1 protein-coding gene is annotated in these 19234 nt (G+C 76.0%); it reads right to left on the reverse strand.

The window, feature by feature from the left end; genetic code table 11:
- Positions 1–8 precede the first annotated feature (8 nt).
- Positions 9–18950 carry a non-ribosomal peptide synthase/polyketide synthase gene (locus tag ACFVVO_RS30400; RefSeq protein ID WP_390059174.1) on the reverse strand — a complete coding sequence of 6314 codons (18942 nt, stop codon included), beginning with the start codon at positions 18948–18950 and terminating at the stop codon, positions 9–11.
- Positions 18951–19234 lie beyond the last annotated feature (284 nt).

Genomic DNA, 19234 nt, shown 5'->3' on the forward strand with positions numbered 1-19234 from the left:
TCGGATCCTCACCGTTCGTGGTCGTGGCCGCCGGACGCGGCGTCTTCGGTGTCGTGGCCGTCCGCGGGGTCCGGGCCACCGGCGTCGTGCGCGGGGCCCGGATCGGCGTCGTCGTGAGCGGCGTCCCGGCCGTCGGCCGCGTACGCGGCGTCCGGGTCGGCGTCGCCGTACGCGGCTCGTTCGAGTTCGCTCAGGACCTGTTCCTCCACCAGTTCCGCCAGGGCGGCGACGGTGCGGGAGACCAGGACGTCGCGGGGGGTGAGCGTGACGCCGAACGCGTCGTTGGCGCGGGAGGAGATGAGCAGGGCGCGAAGGGAGTCGCCACCGAGCAGGAAGTAGTCGTCCTCGGCGCCCACGGCCGTCTCGAGGGTCTCCTCCCAGATGACCGCGAGCGCCTCCTCGGTGGGGGTGCGGGGTGCCACGTACTCGGGCCGGTCCCGTTCCTCGGTCATGGCCGGGGCGGGCAGGGCGGCCCGGTCGGTCTTGCCGTTCTCGGTGACCGGGAAGCGGTCCAGCACCACGAACGCGGACGGCACCATGTACCCGGGCAGCGAGCGGGCGGCCAGCGCCCGCAGCTCGGCGGGGGCGGGCGGTTCGGCGCCGGGCACCGCGAGCAGGTGGGCGACCAGGCGCGGCAGGCCGGGTTCGTCCTCGCGTACGGTCACCACGGCGTCGAGCACGCCCGGATGGCGCACCAGGGCCGCCTCGACCTCGCCCGCCTCGATGCGGTGGCCGCGCAGCTTCAGCTGGTGGTCGGTGCGGCCGAGGTAGTGCAGTTCGCCCGCGCTGTCGCGGCGCACCAGGTCGCCGGTGCGGTACATGCGGGTGCCGGGCGGTCCGAACGGGTCGGCGGTGAAGCGGGCCGCGGTCAGTCCGGGCCGGCCGAGGTAGCCGCGCGCCAACGCCGGTCCGCTGAGCCACAGTTCGCCGGTGACGCCGTCGGGGACCGGCCGCAGCCGGGCGTCGAGGACGTAGGTGCCGGTGGCGGGCAGCGGGCGGCCGATGGGCGGTGCGGCGCCGTCCGCCGCCAGCGGGGCGGACCAGGTGGCGACGACGGTGGCCTCCGTGGGGCCGTAGGAGTTGACCATGCGGTGGTGCGGTGCCCAGCGGGCGACGAGTTCGGGTCCGCACGCGTCGGCGCCCACGATCAGCGTCTTCAGGTCCGGCAGGGTGCCGGGGGTGTCGGCCGGCAGGGTGGCGAGCGCGGCCGGCGGCAGCAGGGTGTGCGTGATGCGCTCGGCCCGCAGGACGTCGGCGAGTTCGGCACCGAGCAGCGGTCCCGGCCGGGGTACGACGAGCCGGGCGCCGTGCGGCAGGGACATGCACAGCTCCAACACGGAGGCGTCGAAGCTGGGCGTGGCGAAGGCCAGTACCCGGTCGCCGGGGGCGACTTGGTAGTGGGCGGCCTCGGCCGCGGAGAAGGCGGCGAGGCCGCGGTGCGTGACGACGACGCCCTTGGGGGTGCCGGTGGAGCCGGAGGTGTAGATGACGTAGGCCGGGTCGTCCAGGTCGAGCGGGCGGGACCGGTCCGCGTCGGTGGGCCGGTGTCGGGGCACGTCGTCCGGCGGGGCGGTGAGCAGGCCGGCGATCTCCTTGGTGTCGAGGGTGAGGGCGGGGGCCGCGTCGCGCAGCATCAGGGCGATCCGCTCCTCGGGGTAGGCGGGGTCGACGGGCAGGAACGCGGCGCCGGCCTTCGTGACCGCCAGCTGCGCCAGCACCATGTCCGCCGAGCGGGGCAGCAGCAGGGCGACGAGGTCGCCGGGTCCGGTGCCCCGGGCGATGAGCCGGTGCGCGAGGCGGTTGGCCCGGTCCTCCGTCTCCGCGAAGGTCAGTGGCGCGCCGGCCGCGTCGAGCGCGGGTGCGGTCGGCCACCGGTCGGCGGCGGCCTCGACCAGGGCGGGCAGGGTGGCGGCGGGCACCGGGCCGAGTCCGGGGCGGGCCGGACCGTGCAGCAGCCGGTGGTGTTGCTCCGGCGGCAGGACGTCGAGGTCGTCGAGGCGGGCGGTGCCGTCCGAGGCGGCCAGGACGTCCAGGGTGTGCAGCAGCTGCCCGGCCAGCGAGACGGCACTGGCCCGGTCGAAGCACCGGGGGTCGTAGCCGAGTTCGACGGTCAGCCGGTCGCCGGGTGAGACGACCACGGTGAGGGGGTAGTTGGTGGCTTCACGGGCGTCCAGGTCCCGCAGGGCGAGCCCGTGCGCGCCCGCGGTGGCGTCGCCGACCGGGTAGTTCTCGAAGACCACCAGGCTGTCGAACAGGGCGGCGCCCGGCTGAAGTCCGGTGAGGGCGTGCAGCGTGCTGAGGGGCAGGTGGTCGTGGCGGCGGTCCTCGGCCCGGGCCTCCTGGAACGCGCGCAGCCAGGTGTCGCAGCGGGCGCCGCCGTCGACCTCGGTGCGGGCGGGCAGGGTGGTGATGAACAGGCCGGTGATGGTGTCGGCGCCGGGCAGTCCGGCGGGCCGCCCGGAGACGGTGGTGCCGAAGCACACCTCCCGCTCCCCGCTCCACCGCGCCAGCAGCAGCGCCCAGGCACCCTGCACCAGCGTGTTGAGGGTGAGACGGTGCCGCCGGGCGAACTCCAGCAGCCGGTGCGTCTGTTCGGCGCCGAGCCGCTGGGACAGCCAGGTGCCGGAGCGGGCCGTGGCGTCCGGGGCGGGCCTGCGGTCGTACGGCAGCGGGGTCGGGGCGCCGAGACCGGCCAGGGCGCCGCGCCAGTGCTCCTCGGCCTGGTGGTTGTCGCGGGCGGCGAGCCAGGCGGCGTAGTCCGCGAACGGCCTGCGCTCGGGCAGCCGGGGCCGCTCGCCGCGGACCAGGGCGGCGTGTGCGGCCATGACGTCGGACAGGACGTGGAAGACGCTCCAGCCGTCCAGCACGACGTGGTGGAAGGTCCACACCACGCGGACCGCGTCCGGCCCGAGCCGGACCAGGGCGAGCCGCAGCAGCGGGGCGCGGTCCAGGGCGAGGCCTCGGGCCCGCTCCTCGGCCAGCAGCCGCTCCAGCTCCGCGTCGCGCCGGTCCGCCGGGGTCCCGCTCCAGTCGTGTTCGGTGACCGGCAGGGTCACGTCCCGGTGGACGACCTGGAGCGGCACGGGGACACCGCGCAGGGCGACGGAGGTGCGCAGCACGGGCGTGCGGTCGACGACGTGCTGCCAGGCGGCGGCCAGCGTCCGCGGGTCGCGGGCACCGTCCGCCACGAAGGTGATCTGTTCGACGTACAGGCCGTGTTCGGCGTCGTCCAGGCCGTGCATCACCATGCCGGTCTGGGTGGGGGTGAGCGGATAGACGTCCGTCACGTCCGTCCCGTCGCCGACGAGCCGGTCCACGGCCGCCTGGTCCAGCGGGGCGAGCGGGAAGTCGGACGGGGTACGGCCCCCGGCGCCCGGTTCGGCGCAGTGCCGGACGATCGCGCGGAGTTCCCCGGTCAGCTCGGCCGCCAGCCGGGCGACGGTCTCGCGCCGGTGCACCTCACGGGAGTAGGACCAGGTGAACTCCAGCCGTTCGCCGGTGACCCGGCCGAGTACGTCGAGGAGGTAGGGCCGGTCCGCGGCTGTGTCCATGCCGCCCGAGAGCCCGTCGTGCGGCGCGTGCAGCAGGCCGCCCGGCGTGCTGGTGCGGTCCTGCCGGCCGAGGTAGTTGAAGCACATCGGCGGCAGGGCGGGCAGCTCGCGGCCGGCCGTGGGGTGCAGGAAGCGCAGCGCGCCGTAGCCGAGTCCGCCGTGGGGTACGGCCCGCAGGTTCTCCTTGACGGCCTTCAGCACGCCGCCGGTGTCCGCGTCCCGCGGCACGTCCAGGGCCACGGGGTACATGGCGGTGAACCAGCCGGCGGTCCGGGCGAGGTCGGTGTCCTCGAACAGTTCCTCGCGGCCGTGGCCCTCCAGGGTGACCGCCACCCGGTCCCGCCCGGTCCAGCGGGCCAGGACCCGGCCCAGCGCGCACAGCAGGACGTCGTTGACGCGGGTGCGGTAGGCGTCCGGCACGTCCTGGAGCAGCCGGCGTGTCTCCTCGGCGTCGAGTCCCGCGGTCACGCTGTCCTCTTCGGCGACGGTGTTGGCGCCGCCGGGGTGGTCCGTGGGCAGCGCGGTGCCGGCGTCGAGGCCTCGCCAGTGGGCGAGTTCGCCGTCGAAGCCGCCCGCCTCGGTGTGCTCGGCGAGCCGCCGCGCCCACGCGACGAACGATGTGCTCTTCGGGGCGAAGGCGGGACGTCGGCCGTCCCGCAGCGCGTGGTAGGCGGTGTCCAGGTCCTCCAGGATCAGCCGCCAGGACACGGCGTCCACGACCAGGTGGTGGGCGGCGAGCAGCAGCACCGGCCGCCCGCCGTCGCCCGGCCGGCACAGCGCGGCCCGCAGCAGCGGCCCGCCGGCCAGGTCGAACCCGGCGCCCAGGGCACCGGCCACCTCGTCCGGGGCCGCCCCGTCGTGCACCTCCAGGTGCGGGTCACGGTCGCCGGGTGCGGTGCCGTACTGCCGCCACCCTCCGGTGCCGGCCGGCTCGAACCGCGTCCGCAGCGCGTCGTGATGCTCCAGTACGGCGCGCAGCGCGGCCCGCAGCACCGCCTCGTCGGGGTCCGCGGCCAGCTCGAAGGAGACCGTCTGGCTGAAGTGGGCGGGGTCGCCGGTGAGGGTGTCCAGGAGCCAGTGCTGCACGGGGGTGAGGGGGGCGTCACCGGTCACCGGGCCCTGCTCGGCGATGACGGCGGACTCGGTGGGATCGGGCATCCGCTCGGCCACGGCGGCGAGTTCGGCGAGGGTCTGGTGGGTGAACAGGTGCCGGGGTGTCAGGGCGAGTCCGGCCCGGCGGGCGGCGGAGACGATCTGGATGCCGAGGACGGAGTCGCCGCCGAGCGTGAAGTAGTTGTCGTCGGCGCCGACTTCGGGCACGCCCAGCACCTCGCACCAGATGGCGGCGAGTGTCTGCTCGGCCTCGGTGCGCGGCGGCCGGACGGCCGTCCCGGCGGCCGGCGCGGCCCACTCGGGCACGGGCAGCGCCCGCCGGTCGAGCTTGCCGGTGGCCCCGAGCGGCAGCCGCTCCAACGGCACGACGAGGGCGGGAACCAGGTGGTCGGGGAGACTGCGGGCGAGGAAGGCCCGCAGCTCACCGGTGTCGGGAAGACCGGCCGGGCGGTTCTCCGCGCGGCCGTCGCGGGCCGGCGGGACGGCGGGGTGAGTCTCCGCACGGCCGTCGCGGGTCGGCAGACCGGCCGGATGAGTCTCCGCATGGCCGTCGCGGGCCGGTGGGACGGTCGGGTGGTCGTCGGCGGGCGCCGGCGCGTCCGACGTGCGCGGCACCACGTAGCCGATCAGGCGGCGGTGGCCCGCGTGTTCGACGACCCGGGCCGCCGCCGCTGCCACGGCCGGGTGGCGGGCCAGCGCCGCCTCGACCTCGCCGAGTTCGATGCGGAAGCCGCGCACCTTGACCTGGTCGTCACCGCGGCCGAGGTAGACGAGGTCGCCGTCGGCCGTCCAGCGGACCCGGTCGCCGGTGCGGTACATGCGACTGCCGGGCGGGCCGAACGGGTCGGGCAGGAAGCGGCCGGCGGTCAGGCCGGGGCGGCGCAGATAGCCGCGGGCGACGCCGGTCCCCGCGAGGAACAGCTCGCCGGGCGCGCCGGCGGGTACCGGGCGCATCCGCTCGTCCAGGACGTAGGCGCGGGCGCCGCCGAGCGGGCGGCCGATCGGCGGGTCGCGGTCGGGGTCGGCCGGGTCGCAGGTGAAGGCGGTGGCGTACACGGTGGCCTCGGTGGGGCCGTAGATGTTGCGCACCTGGCTGCCGGGGACGGCCGCGCGGACCCGGTCCACGGTTCGGGCGGGCAGCCCCTCGCCCGCGAGGACGACGGTCTCGGCGGTGATGCGGACGGCGTCCTCGGCGAGCAGCCGGTCCAGGGCCGAGGGCACGGCGCTGAGCAGTCCGGCCCGCCAGGGCCCGGGGCGCTCGGCGAGGGCCAGCAGGTCGCGGACGATCTCCACGCAGCCGCCGGACAGCAGCGGCGAGAAGATCTCGAAGACCGACACGTCGAAGTTGAGCGAGGTGGACGCCACCACGTGCTCAAGTCCGCGCCCGGTGAACTCGGCCGCCGCCCAGTCGGTCAGGGCAAGTACGGACGCGTGGCTGACGACCACGCCCTTGGGGCGGCCGGTCGAGCCGGAGGTATGGATGACGTAGGCGGGGTGTCCGGGCAGCAGGGCGCCGCGGCGTTCGGCGTCGCCGACGGGGGTGTCCGCCGGCTCGCCGCCGGGTCCTTCGTCCAGGAGGATCCGGGTGAAGGGACCCTCGGGCAGCCGGCCCGCGGTCTCCGCGGCGGTGATCACGGCGTCGGGCCGTACGTCCTCGAAGAGGAACGCGACGCGCTCGGCGGGGTACTGCGGGTCGACCGGCAGATAGGCGGCGCCGCTCTTGAGCACCGCGAGGAGCGCCACGACCAGGTCGGCGGTGCGGGGCAGGCAGAGGGCGACGAAACGCTCGGGTCCGGCGCCGGCGGCGATGAGCAGCCGGGCCAGCCTGTTGGAGCGGGCGTCGAGTTCGCGGTAGGTGAGGCAGGTGCCGGCGTGGCGGACGGCCGGGGCGTCCGGGGTGCGCTCGGCCTGCCGCCGGAACGCCTCGGGGAGGGTGCCCTGCGGTGCCTCGGCCACCGGTCCGCCGAACCGGGCCAGCAGCGCCCGCCCTTCGGCCGGGTCGAGCAGCGGGAGCTCGGCCAGGCGGCGGTCCGGCGCGTCGGCCATGCCGGTCAGCAGGGTGCGCAGGCTCTCGCCGAGCGCCTCCACCGTGTCGGCGTCGAAGGCGGCCGGGTCGTAGTCCAGGTTCACGGCGAGCGTGTCACCGGGCGCGACGATCACGCTGAGCGGGTAGTTCGTCGGCTCCAGGTCCCGCTCCTGCTCCATGGCCAGGCCGTGCCGGGCCAGGGATCCCTCGTCGAAGGGGTAGTTCTCGAAGACCACGATGGAGTCGAACAGGCCGGTGCCGCCGGGCACCTCGCTCCACGACTGCACCTGCGCCAGTGAGACGAAGTCGTGGCGCCGGGCCTCCGCCTGGGCTTCCTGCAGTTCGCGCAGCCAGTCCAGCAGCGGCCGCCGCCCGTCGACGCGGGCCCGGGTGGGCAGGGTGTTGATGAACAGGCCGACCATCGAGGTGACGCCGGGCAGTTCGGCGGGCCGGCCGGAGACGGTCGTGCCGAACACCACGTCGTCCCCGCCGCCGTAGCGGGACAGCAGCAGCGCCCAGGCGCCCTGGAGAACCGTGTTGAGGGTCAGCCCGGCCCGCTGGGCGGTCTCCCGCAGCCGGGCCGAGACGTCCGCGCCGAGGGTCAGTCGCACGGACCCGGAGGAGGAGGCGCGGTGGGCCTCGGCGGGCCGCCGGTCGCGGGGCAGTTCGGTGGGCGCCGGGAAGCCGGCCAGGGTGGCACGCCAGTACCGCTCGGCGCGGCCGGTGTCCCGCCCGGCCAGCCAGCGCAGGTAGTCGGCGAAGGGCCGGCGCTCGGGCAGGTGCGGGCGGCGCCCCGCCGTCAGGGCCGCGTACCGCTCGCAGACCTCGTCGAAGACCTGGGCCGCGCTCCAGCCGTCGAGCAGCACGTGGTGGAACGTCCAGACCAGCCGGACCCGGTCCGGTGCCAGCCGGATCAGCATCAGCCGCATCAGGGGCGCGGTGCCGAGGTCGATGCCCGCCTCGCGGTCCTCGGCGAGCAGCCGGTCCAGCTCGCGCGTGGCGCGTCCGGCGGACCATCCGGACCAGTCGTGGTGGGTGACGGGCACGGTGGCCCGGCGCCGGACGACCTGGAGCGGTTCGGGGGTCTCCTGCCACACCAAATGGGTGCGCAGCACCGGGTTGGCGTCCGCGGTGTGCTGCCATGCCTCGGCGAGCGCGCGGGGGTCGGTGACGCCGGACAGCACCAGCTGCACCTGGTTGAGGTAGGTGCGGCTGTCGGCGTCGAGCAGGCTGTGGAAGAGCATGCCGGCCTGCATGGGGGTCAGCGGGTGGACGTCCGCGACGTCCCGGCCGTCCCCGGCGATCCGGTCCACGGCGGCCTGGTCCAGCCGGGCCAGCGGGAAGTCGGACGGGGTACGGCCGCCCGCGTCCGGCAGGGCGCAGTGCGCGACGATGTCGCCGAGCGCCCGCAGCATGCCGTCGGCCAGCGCGGTGACGGTCTCCGCGCGGTGCCGTCCGGCGCTGTAGTACCAGGTGATCTCCAGCCGGTCGTCCTCGACGCGGGCCACGACGTCCAGCAGGTGCGGCCGTTCGGTGCCCGGTGCCTCGGCGCCGCCCAGGCCGCCGGGCACGGACCCGATCAGGGCGCCGGTGCCGGCGGACCAGTCGAAGCGGCCCAGGTAGTTGAAGCTGATGCCGGGCCCGGGTGCGCCGGTGAGCCGCTCCTCGCGGGCGAGGTGGCGCAGCACGCCGTAGCCGAGTCCGCGGTCGGGTACGGCCCGCAACTGCTCCTTGACCGCCTTCAGGGCGGTGCCCCAGTCCCCCGCCGGGACGGTCAGGGCGACCGGGTGGAGGGAGGTGAACCAGCCGACCGTGCGGGACAGGTCGACGTCCTCGAAGAGCTGGTCCTCGCGGCCGTGCCCCTCCAGGCCGACGGCGACGGTGTCGCGTCCGGCCCAGTCGGCGAGGACCCGGCCGAGCGCGGTGAGCAGGACGTCGTCGATCCGGGTGCGGTAGACGCCGGGGACGCGGCGCAGGAGGCCGTCGGTGTGTTCGCGGTCCAGCCGGACGGTGACCTCGCGGACGTCGGCCATGGTGTTGCCGCCGTCGGAGTCCACGGGCAGCGGGCCGGCGCAGGCGCGGGCGGCGCGCTCCCAGTGGGCGAGCTGGGCGGCGAAGCGGTCGTGGTCGCGCAGCCGGCCGGCCCACTCCCGTACGGAGGTGGTGCGGGCGGGCAGCGTCACGGGTTCGCCGGACGCGGCCTGCCGGTAGGCGGTCTCGAGGTCCTCCAGCAGGATCCGCCAGGACACGCCGTCGACCACCAGGTGGTGGGCGGCCAGCAGCAGCCGGGCGGGCCGGGTGCCGTCGGCGGTGAACAGGCGGGCGGCGAGCAACGGGCCCGTGTCCAGCCGGAGTCCGGTGTGCGCGGCCGTGGTGACGCGTTCCTCGTCGGCCCGGTCGTGGACCTGGAGCAGCTCGGGGACCGGGGCGTCGGCAGCGGCGACGTCCTGCCGCCAGGTGCCGTCGCCGTCGAGGGCGAACCGGGCGCGCAGGGCGTCGTGGTGCGTCCACAGGGCGGTGAGGGCGGCGCGCAGGGCGTCCTGGTCGACGGCGCCGGCCGCCTCGATGACGACGGACTGGTTGAAGAACGCGGGGTGTGCCGGGCGCGGGTCCAGGAACCAGTGCTGGATCGGCAGGAGATCCGTCGCTCCGCCGACCGGTTCGGTGCCGGCGACGGCGGGCGCGGCACCGGCGGTGGCGGCGGCCAGTTCGGCCACGGTGGGGTGCCGGAAGAGGTCGCGGGGGCTGAGCGCGAGTCCCGCGGCCCGGGCCCGGGAGACCACCTGGATGCTGAGGATGGAGTCGCCGCCCAGCATGAAGAAGTTGTCGTCCACGCCGACCCGGGCCACGCCGAGCAGCTCGGCCCAGATCCCGGCGAGGATCCGCTCGGTGTCGGTGCGCGGGGAGCGGTGGGCCTGCTCGACGCCCGCCGACCAGTCGGGGGCGGGCAGCCGGCGCCGGTCGACCTTGCCGTTGGCCGTCAGCGGCAGCTCCGGCACGGTGACGAACGCGGCGGGCAGCATGTAGTCGGGCAGTCCGGCCGCCAGGTGGGCGCGCAGTTCGGCGGCGGAGGGCACGGTGGCGGCGGCGGAGGGCACGGTGGCGGCGCCGGCCGGCACGAGGTGGGCGGCCAGCCGCTTGCGTCCGCCGTGCTCGTACAGGGAGACGACGGCCTCGGCGACGGCCGGGTGGTCGGTGAGCCGGGCCTCGATCTCGGCGGGTTCCACGCGGAAGCCCCGGATCTTGATCTGGTCGTCCGCGCGGCCGACGAAGTGCAGCTCGCCGTCGTCGCTCCAGCGCACGAGGTCGCCGGTGCGGTACATGCGGGTGCCGGGCGGGCCGTAGGGGTCGGCGAGGTAGCGGGCGGCGGTGGCCCCGGGCCGGCCCGCGTAACCCCGGGCCAGGCCGGCGCCGGCGATGTACAACTCGCCGAGGATGCCGGGAGGCTGGGGCTGGAGGGCGGTGTCCAGGACGTACACCCGGGTGTTGTCGAGCGGGCGGCCGATGGGCAGCACGGCGGGCAGCGGGTCGCCGGAGCGGAAGACCCGGCGGGTGGCGAAGGTGGTGGTCTCGGTGGGGCCGTAGACGTCCACGACGGTCAGGCCGGGGCAGGCGTCCAGGACCCGGCGCACGACCGCGCCCGGCACGGCCTCCCCGCCCGTCCACACCTCGCGGGCGCCGCGCAGACAGCCGGGGTCCTCCTGCGCGAGCAGGCGGAACAGGCCCGCGGTCAGAAACAGGCAGCTCACCCGCTGCTCGGTGACCGCGCGCCGGACCTGGACGGCGTCCAGGTCGGTGGGCGGGGTGAGGACGGCCGTGCCGCCGCGCAGCAGCGGCACCCACACCTCGTAGGTGGCGGCGTCGAAGGCGTGCGGCGAGTGCACGAGGACCCGGTCGTGCCCGGCGAAGGCCCGGTCCAGGGCGAGCGCGACGACGTCGCGCTGGCGCACCGCGACACCCTTGGGGATGCCGGTGGAGCCCGAAGTGAACATCAGGTACTGGACGTTGTCCGGGTGGACGGCGCGGGCGGGGGCCGGACCGTCGGCACCGGAGCCGGCGTCGACGCGCAGGACGCCGTCGCCGGGCAGCACCTCCCGGGCCGTCCCCTCCCAGGCGGCGTCGGTCAGCAGCAGGCCGGCGCCGGCGTCGGCCAGCATCCGCCGCAGCCGCTCCGCCGGTGCCCTGCCGTCCAGCGGCACGTACACGCCACCGGTGCGCACGAGCGCCAGCTGGGTGACGATCAGCTCGGCGGAGCGGTCCATGAGGACACCGACCGGGTGTTCCGGCCGTACCCCGAGGCCGGCCAGCCGGGCGGCCAACCGGTCGGCGCGGGCGTCCAGTTCGCGGTAGGTGAGGTGCTCGTCCCCGGCTTCCAGGGCCACGGCGTCGGGAGTGCGGTCCACCTGTGCGGCGAAGAGGCCGGCGACGGTGGTGCCGGGCAGCTCGGTGGCCGTGTCGTTCCAGGCGTGCAGCACCTGCTCGCTGCGGTCCGGACCGAGCAGCGGCAGCCGGGTGGGCGGCCGTCGGGAGCCGGTGGTCATCTGGGTGAGCAGGACGGTCAGGTACTCGGCCATGCGGGCGGCGGAGCCGGCGTCGAACAGCTCGGGGTCGTAGCCGAGACGCAGGGCCAGCTCCGTCCCCGGGTAAACGACCAGACTCAGCGGGTAGTTGGTGGTCTCGACGCCTTCCAGGCCGGTAAGGCGCAGCCCGTTGGCGGCGGCGAGGTCGTCGTCCACCGGGTAGTTCTCGAAGACGACGATGCTGTCGAACAGCCCGATCCGGTCCGGGAGTTGCGTGTACGTCTTCATACGGGTGAGCGGCAGGTGGTCGAAGCGCCGGTCCTCGCTCTGGTCCTGCTGGAGCGCACGCAGCCAGTCGGTCAGGGTGCCGTCGCCGGGGACGGTGACCCGGGTGGGCAGGGTGGTGATGAACAGGCCGGTCATGGCCTCGGCGCCGGGCAGCTCGGGCGGCCGGCCGGACACGGTGGTGCCGAACACCACCTCGTCCCGGCCCGCCTGGCGGGCCAGCAGCAGCGCCCAGGCGCCCTGCACCAGCGTGTTGAGGGTGAGGCCGGAGGTGCGGGCCAGCTCTTCCAGCGCCCGGGTGGTGGCGGCGGGCAGCGTGCTGTTGACCGCGTGCGTGGACTCGGCGCGGTGGGCCTCGCGCGGCTCACGGTCGTAGGGCAGCGCGGTGGCCTCGGCCAGGCCGGACAGGCGGCGCCGCCAGTGCTGTTCGGCCGCTTCCTGGTCGCGCCGACGCAACCAGGCCACGTAGTCCCGGTAGGGCGGGCGGTGCTGGAGGGCGTCGGGGCCCGCCCCGGCGTGGTGGGCGAAGACGTCCGAGAGCACCTGGAACATGCTCCAGCCGTCCAGCAGCAGGTGGTGGAAGGACCACACCACGCGCACCGCGGTGCCGGAGACGCGGGCGAGCAGCAGCCGCTGCAGCGGGGCCCGCCCGAGGTCGATGCCCTCGGCGCGGTCCCGGGCCAGCAGGTCGTCCAGCCGGGCGCGGCGCTCGTCCTCGGTCAGGTCGCGCCAGTCCAGGTGGGTGACGGGCACGGCCGCGTGGCGCTCCACCACCAGCAGCGGTTCGGGTACGTCCTGCCAGACGACCCGGCCGCGCAGCACCTCGGCGCGGTCGGTCACGTGCTGCCAGGCGGTGGCGAGGGCCGCCGGGTCCGGCACGCCGTCCAGGACGAACGTCAGCTGCTGGACGTAGACACCGCGGTCGTCCTGGGACAGGCCGTGGAAGAGCATGCCCGCCTGGGTGGGCGTGAGCGGCAGGACGTCGGCCACCGCGGCCGGGTCCGCGCCCGTGATCCGGTCCACGGCGGCCTGGTCGAGCCGGGCCAGCGGGAAGTCGGACGGGGTACGGCCGGCGGATCCGGGCCGGGCGGCGTGCCGGGCCAGGTCGGCGAGCGCGTCGGCGAAGCGCCCGGCGAGGTCCGCGACCGTGTGCTCCTGGCCCGGCCGGTCCGCGTAGAACCAGGTGAACTCCAGGCTGTCGCCCACGAGTTGCCCGACGACCTCGAGGGCGTGCGGACGCTCGGCCGCGGGGTCGGCGTCCAGCTCCAGCGGGCGCACGGTGCCCCGGTAGAGGCCGTCGGGGTCCTCCGACGTGTCCATGCGGCCCAGGTAGTTGAAGCTGATCTGCGCCTCCGCGGTGCGCGGTGCCGACCCGGGGGCGGCCAGCCGGCGCAGCGCGTCGTGGCCCAGGCCGTGCCGCGGTACGGCGCGCAACTGCTCCTTGACCCGCTTCAGTACGGCGTCCCAGCCGGCGTCCTCGGGGACGGTGAGCGCGACGGGGTACCGGGTGGTGAACCAGCCGACCGTGCGGCTGATGTCCAGCTCGGGGAAGAGTTCCTCGCGGCCGTGTCCCTCGACGTCGACCACCACCCGGTCCCGGCCGCTCCAGCCGCACAGCGCCCGTCCGAGGGCGCTGAGCAGGACGTCGTTGGCCTGGGTGCGGTAGGTGTCGGGCAGCGTGCGCAGCAGGGCCGAGGTCGCCTCTGGGTTCAGGCGCACGGAGAGCGAGCGCTGCGCGGCGTAGGTGCCGGGGCCGCCGGTCGGCTCGGCGGGCAGGGCGGGCTCATGGCCGGGGACCGCCTCGGCCCAGTAGCCGCGCTCGTCGTCGAAGCCGCCGTCCGCCGCGTGGGCGTTCAGCCTGCGGGCCCACTGCCGCAGCGGCGAGGACTTGGCGGGCAGTGCCGCGGCGCCGTCCTCGCCGGCGCGCCGGGCCCGGTAGGCGCGGTCCAGGTCCTCCAGCAGCACCCGCCAGGAGACGCCGTCGACCACGAGGTGGTGGACGGCGAGGTGGAGCAGGGCGGGCAGGCCGGAGCCGGAGTCGTGCAGCACGGCCCGCAGCAGCGGTCCCCTTGCGAGGTCGAACGGGCCGAAGTGCGGGGTGTCCGTCTCCGGGCCGGTGTGGCGGCCCAGGCGGAGGCGGGGCGCCCGCTCGTCGACGCACCAGCCGGCCGTGTCGGCCGCGTCGCCGGGGGTGAAGCGGGAGCGCAGGGCGTCGTGGTGGGCGACCAGGTCGTTCAGGGCCTCTTCCAGCGCCGCCGGGTCCAGGTCCTCGGGCGTCCGGACGGACAGCGCCTGCGAGAAGTGGCCGGCGCGTTCGCCGGCGGTGCCGAACAGCCAGCGCTGGATGGGCGTGAGTGGTGCCGTGCCGCTGGCCGCCTCCGGTGCGGGGGCGGCCTCGCGCGGGCCCGCGGCGGCGTCCGCGCAGTGCGCGAGGGCGGCCACCGTCTGGTGCCGGTAGACGTCCCGCGAGGTGAGCGGCAGACCCTCCTGCCGGGCGCGCGCCACCACCTGGATGCTGAGGATCGAGTCGCCGCCCAGTTCGAAGAAGTTGTCGTCGACGCCGACCCGCTCCACGCGCAGCACCTGGACCAGGATCGCCGCGAGGGTCCGCTCGGTGGGCGTGCGGGGCGCGACGTGCCGTACCGCGCGCACGGCGGGGCCGGGATCGGGGAGCCGGCCGCGGTCGAGCTTGCCGTTGGGGTTGAGCGGCAGGGTGTCCAGCACGACGACGGTCGACGGGACCATGTAGTCGGGCAGCGTACGGGCCAGTTCCCGGCGTACGGCCTCGGGTTCCGCCCGCTCGCCGGCGGCCGGGACGACGTAGCCGACGAGGCGCCGGTGGCCTTCGGCGTCGGTGGCGGCGACGGCCGCCGCCTCGGCGACGCCCGCGCAGCCGCGCAGCGCCTCCTCCACCTCGCCCAGTTCGATACGGAAGCCTCGGACCTTGACCTGCTGGTCGATCCGGCCCACGTACTCCAGCCCGCCGTCGGGGCGCCGGCGCACCAGGTCGCCGGTGCGGTACATGCGCTCCCCCGGCACGCCGAACGGGTCGGCGACGAACCGGGCGGCGGTGAGTCCGGCGCGGTTCAGGTAGCCGCGCGCCAGGCCGCCGCCGCCGAGGTACAACTCGCCGGTGACGCCCACCGGTTGGGGCCGCAGGCGGCCGTCGAGGACGTAGCAGCGGGTGAGCGCCACCGGACCGCCGATGGGCGGGGCCTGCTCCGGCAGCCGGTCGCCGGCGAACCAGGCGGTGGCGTACACGGTGGCCTCGGTAGGGCCGTAGATGTTGGCGACGCGGCAACCGGGCATGGCGGCCCGCAGATCGTGGACCGTCTGCAGGGGCAGGGCCTCACCGGCGAGGACGACGGTGTCGGCGGTCACGGGTGCGGTGCCGCCCGCGGTCAGCCGGGAGACGACGGACGGCACCCCGCTGAGCAGGCCGGCCCGCCGGGGCCCGGCTCCGTCGGCGAGGGCCGGCAGGTCGGCGACCACCTCGACGATGCCGCCGGCCACCAGGGGGCAGAGCAGTTCGAAGACCGAGACGTCGAAGTTGAGGGAGGTGGAGGCGATCACATGGGCCAGCCCCTCGGCGCCGAACCGCTCCCGCGCCCACTCCGCCAGCGCGGCGACGGTGCGGTGGGTGACCACCACGCCCTTGGGGCGGCCGGTGGAACCCGAGGTGTAGATGACGTACGCGGGATGGTCCGGCAGCAGCGGCCGGAGCCGGTCGGCGTCGGTCAGCCCGGTGTCGGCCGCGTCCGGTGCCGCGCAGTCCTCCAGGAGCAGCGGTGCGCACTCCGGCGGCAGGGCGGCGGCGGTCTCGCGGGTGGCGATCACGAGGGCGGGCCGGGCGTCGTCGAGCATGAGGCGGACGCGCTCGGCGGGGTAGGCCGGGTCGACGGGGAGATAACCGGCGCCGGAGGTGAGGACCGCCCACAGCACGGGCACGAGGTCGGCGGAGCGCGGCAGGCACAGCGCGACCAGGGTCTCCGGGCCGGCACCACGCGTGACGAGCAGCCGGGCCAGCCGGTTGGCGCGCCGGGCGACCTCGGCGTAGTCCAGCCGGACCGGGCCGCAGACGACGGCGGTACGGTCCGGGGTGTCGGCCGCCCGGGCGTGCAGCAGTCCGGGGAGCGTGCCGTACCCGGTCTCCCGTGCCGGGCGGGCGGGCGGATTCCAGCTGTCCACCAGCGTGCGCCGTTCCTGGGCCGCGAGCATGGGCAGTTCGGCCAGGGTGCGGCCGGGGGCGTCCGCCATGCCCTCCAGCAGCCGGTGCAGATGGGCGGTCATCCGGGCCACGGTCGCCGCGTCGAACAGGTCCGTGTTGAACTCGGCGGTCAGCACGCAGCCGCCGTCCGCGTCCGGCGTGAACTCCAGCACCAGGTCGAAGCGGGCGGCCGGGCGGGGCAGCGGATGTTCGCCGACACGCAGACCGCCGGTCAGCGGCGGCACGGGCAGCCCGGTCTGCTGCACGACGAGCGCCTGGACCAGCGGGGTGCGGCTCGGGTCGCGGGGCGGGGCCAGCTCCTCCACCACCCGGTCGAACGACACCCCGTCGTGGGCGAAGGCGTCCAGCACCGTCGTCCGCATGGTCTCCACGAACCGGTCCACGGTCGCCCGCTCGTCCACCTCGCCGCGGAGCACGACCGTGTTGGCGAAGAAGCCCGGAACATCCTCCAGGTCCCGCCGCCCGCGACCGTTGGTGACGGTGCCGAACGCGATGTCCCGCTGCCCCGAGTAGCGGGAGAACAGCAGGGCCGCGGCGCCCGCGAACAGGGTGAACAGCGTGGTGCCGCGGCCCGCGGCGAGCTGCCGCAGCCGGTCCGTCAACTCCGCGGGCAGGGTGTGCCGGTGGGCGGCGCCGGCGGTGGTGCGTACGGCGGGACGCGGCCGGTCCGTGGGCAGTTCCAGTTGCTGGATGCCCGCCAGGTGGCGCTTCCAGTAGGCCAGGTCGCCGGCGTCCGAGTCACCGGCCCGCCGCGCCCGTTCCCACACCGCGTAGTCCGGGTACTGCAGGGCGGGGAGCGGCAGTGCGTCGGGCTCGCCGGTCGTCTCCGCGTGGTGGAGGGCGGCGAGTTCACGGGTGAGAATGCCCACCGACCAGCCGTCGGTGACGATGTGGTGCTGGGCAAGGAGCAGCAGGTGGTCATCGGTGGCGAGCCGGACGAGCAGGGCCCGGGTGAGCGGGCCGGCCGCCAGGTCGTAGGGGCGGCTCAGCTCCTCGGTGAGCAGGGCCTCGGCGGCCTCGGCGCGGCGCGCGTCCGGTACGTCGGCGACGTCGGCGGTCCGCAGGGGCAGCTCCGGCTCCGCCGCGACGCGCTGGACGGCCTGGCCGTCGACCGTCGGGAAGGTGGTGCGCAGGGAGGCGTGCCGGGCCGCGAGACGGAGCAGTGAGCGGTGCAGCGCGTCCGGGTCCAGCGCGCCGCGCAGCCTCAGGACCACACCGGTGTTGTACTCGGTACCGCCCGCGGTGAGGTCGTCCAGGTACCACAGCCGGCGCTGCGCGCTGGACAGCGGCAGGCCGCCCTCGCGCGGGGCCGGCGGGATCGGCTCCGGCGCCACGGCGGCCGACGGGTCGGCGAGCAGCGGGGAGAGAGCGGCGACGGTCCGCGCGGTGAAGACGTCCCGTACGGTCAGCCGGACGCCCAGTTCGTCCCGGACGCGGGCGAGGACACGGGCGGCGAGGATCGACTCACCGCCCAGGTCGAAGAAGTCGTCGGTGACCCCGACCTCGTGAACGCCCAGCACATCCGCCCATATCGCGGCGAGCGCCCGCTCCTCGGCCGACCGCGGCTCCACCCGTCCCGCCGGGACCGCCCGCTCCGGAGCCGGCAGCGCCCGCCGGTCGATCTTGTGCTGCGGGGTGAGCGGCATCCGGTCCAGCACCACGACGGCGGAGGGCACCATGTGCGCGGGCAGCACCGCGGCCACGGCGGCGCGCAGCGCGACCGGATCGAGAGGGCGGGCCGGGAGCGGGGCGGGAGCGGCCGGGTCGGCGAAGGGTGTGGGGTCGGTGGAGGCGGTCGGGTCGGCGGAGGCGGCCGGGTCGGCGGCAGGTGGCTGTTCGGACGGGGTGACGTAGCCGACGAGGCGCTGGTGGCCCGGCTCGTCCTCGCGTACCACGACCACGACCTCGCCGACCGCGTCGGCGCCGGCCCGGCGCAGCGCCGCCTCGATCTCGCCCGGCTCGATCCGGAAGCCGCGGATCTTCACCTGCCGGTCCAGCCGGCCCAGGAACTCCAGCTCCCCCTCGGCGGTCCGGCGGACGCGGTCCCCGGTGCGGTACAGGCGGGCACCGGAGGGGCCGAACGGGTCGGCGACGAAGCGCGCGGCTGTCAGGCCCGGGCGACCCAGGTAGCCGCGGGCCACGGCGTCGCCGCCCACGAACAACTCGCCGTCCGCGCCGGACGGTACGGGCCGCATCGCGGCGTCGAGCACGTACACCCGGGTGTGCGGCAGGGCCCCGCCGATCGTCGGCGTGCCACGGCCGGCGCTGAGCGGCCCGGTCCAGGTGGCGACGATCGTGGTCTCGGTCGGACCATAGCTGTTGATCATGCGGCGGCCGGGTGCCCAGCGGTCGACGAGCCCGGCCGAGCAGGCCTCGGCGCCCACGATCAGCGTGCGCAGGTGGCGCGCGGTGCCCTGGGCGGGGTCGGGCAGGGTGGCCAGCGCGGCGGGCGGGATGAGGGCGTGGGTGATGCGGTGCTCGTCCAGGACCGCGGCGAGTTCGTCGCCCAGCCAGGGCCCCTGCGGCGGTACGACGAGCGTGGCACCGGACAGGACGGAGACGAACAGTTCCAGCACGGAGGCGTCGAAGCTCGGCGAGGAGAACTGGAGCACCCGGTCGCCGGGACCCACCGCGTACCGTTCTGCGGCGGCCGAGGCGAAGCCGCCGATGCCGCGGTGGGTGACGGTCACGCCCTTGGGGGTGCCGGTGGAGCCGGACGTGTAGATGACGTAGGCCGCGTGGTCCGCGCAGACGTGTCCCGGGTCCCCGGTGTCCGGCAGCTCACCGGTGCCGAGCAACTCGGCGACCCGGCGCGGATCGTCCAGGGTGACCGTGGGGCCGGCGTCGGCGAGCATCAGGGCTCGGCGCTCGGCGGGGTAGGCGGGGTCCACGGGCAGGAAGGCGCCGCCCGCCCGGGCGACGGCCAGCTCGGCCGCGATCAGCTCCATGGAGCGCGGCAGGACGAGGGCCACGACCTGGTCGGGCCCCGCGCCCCGCTGTAAGAGGTGTGTGGCCAGCCGGTCGGCGCGCGTGGCCAGTTCGCGGTAGGTCCAGGTGCGCCGGCCGTCGGTGAGGGCCGGCGCGTCCGGGGTGCGGCCCACCCAGGCGGTGAACAGCTCGCCGAGCGTCGGATGCGCCGGATCCGCCGCGCTCACCGGCGCGCCGGCGGCGGGAGCGGCCTGCGGCAGGGAGGACGCCGGTGCGGGCTTGTCGTGCAGGTCCGTCATGGGTGAAGTCCTTTGGGGAGCGGGACGATGCGGCGCGGGCCACACGGACAACCCCGGCCCCGCCTCGGGGGCGGTACGCCGGATCGGAGGTGACACGCCGGTGTGCGCGACGGTGGGGCGGTACTGCGGTGCGGTGACCTGGTGCGGGAGCGGACGGGCGGGCGGGCAGGTGGGCGACCTGATACGGCAAGGGATTGGGCGGGGCGCCGGTGCGCGTCCAAGTGACCGGGCCGGCGACCGGCTCACCGGATCCGGTGAGCAGGCCACCCGGCGAGCGGCCCACC

The organism is Streptomyces sp. NPDC058145, from assembly GCF_042884245.1.
GTDB lineage: Bacteria > Actinomycetota > Actinomycetes > Streptomycetales > Streptomycetaceae > Streptomyces.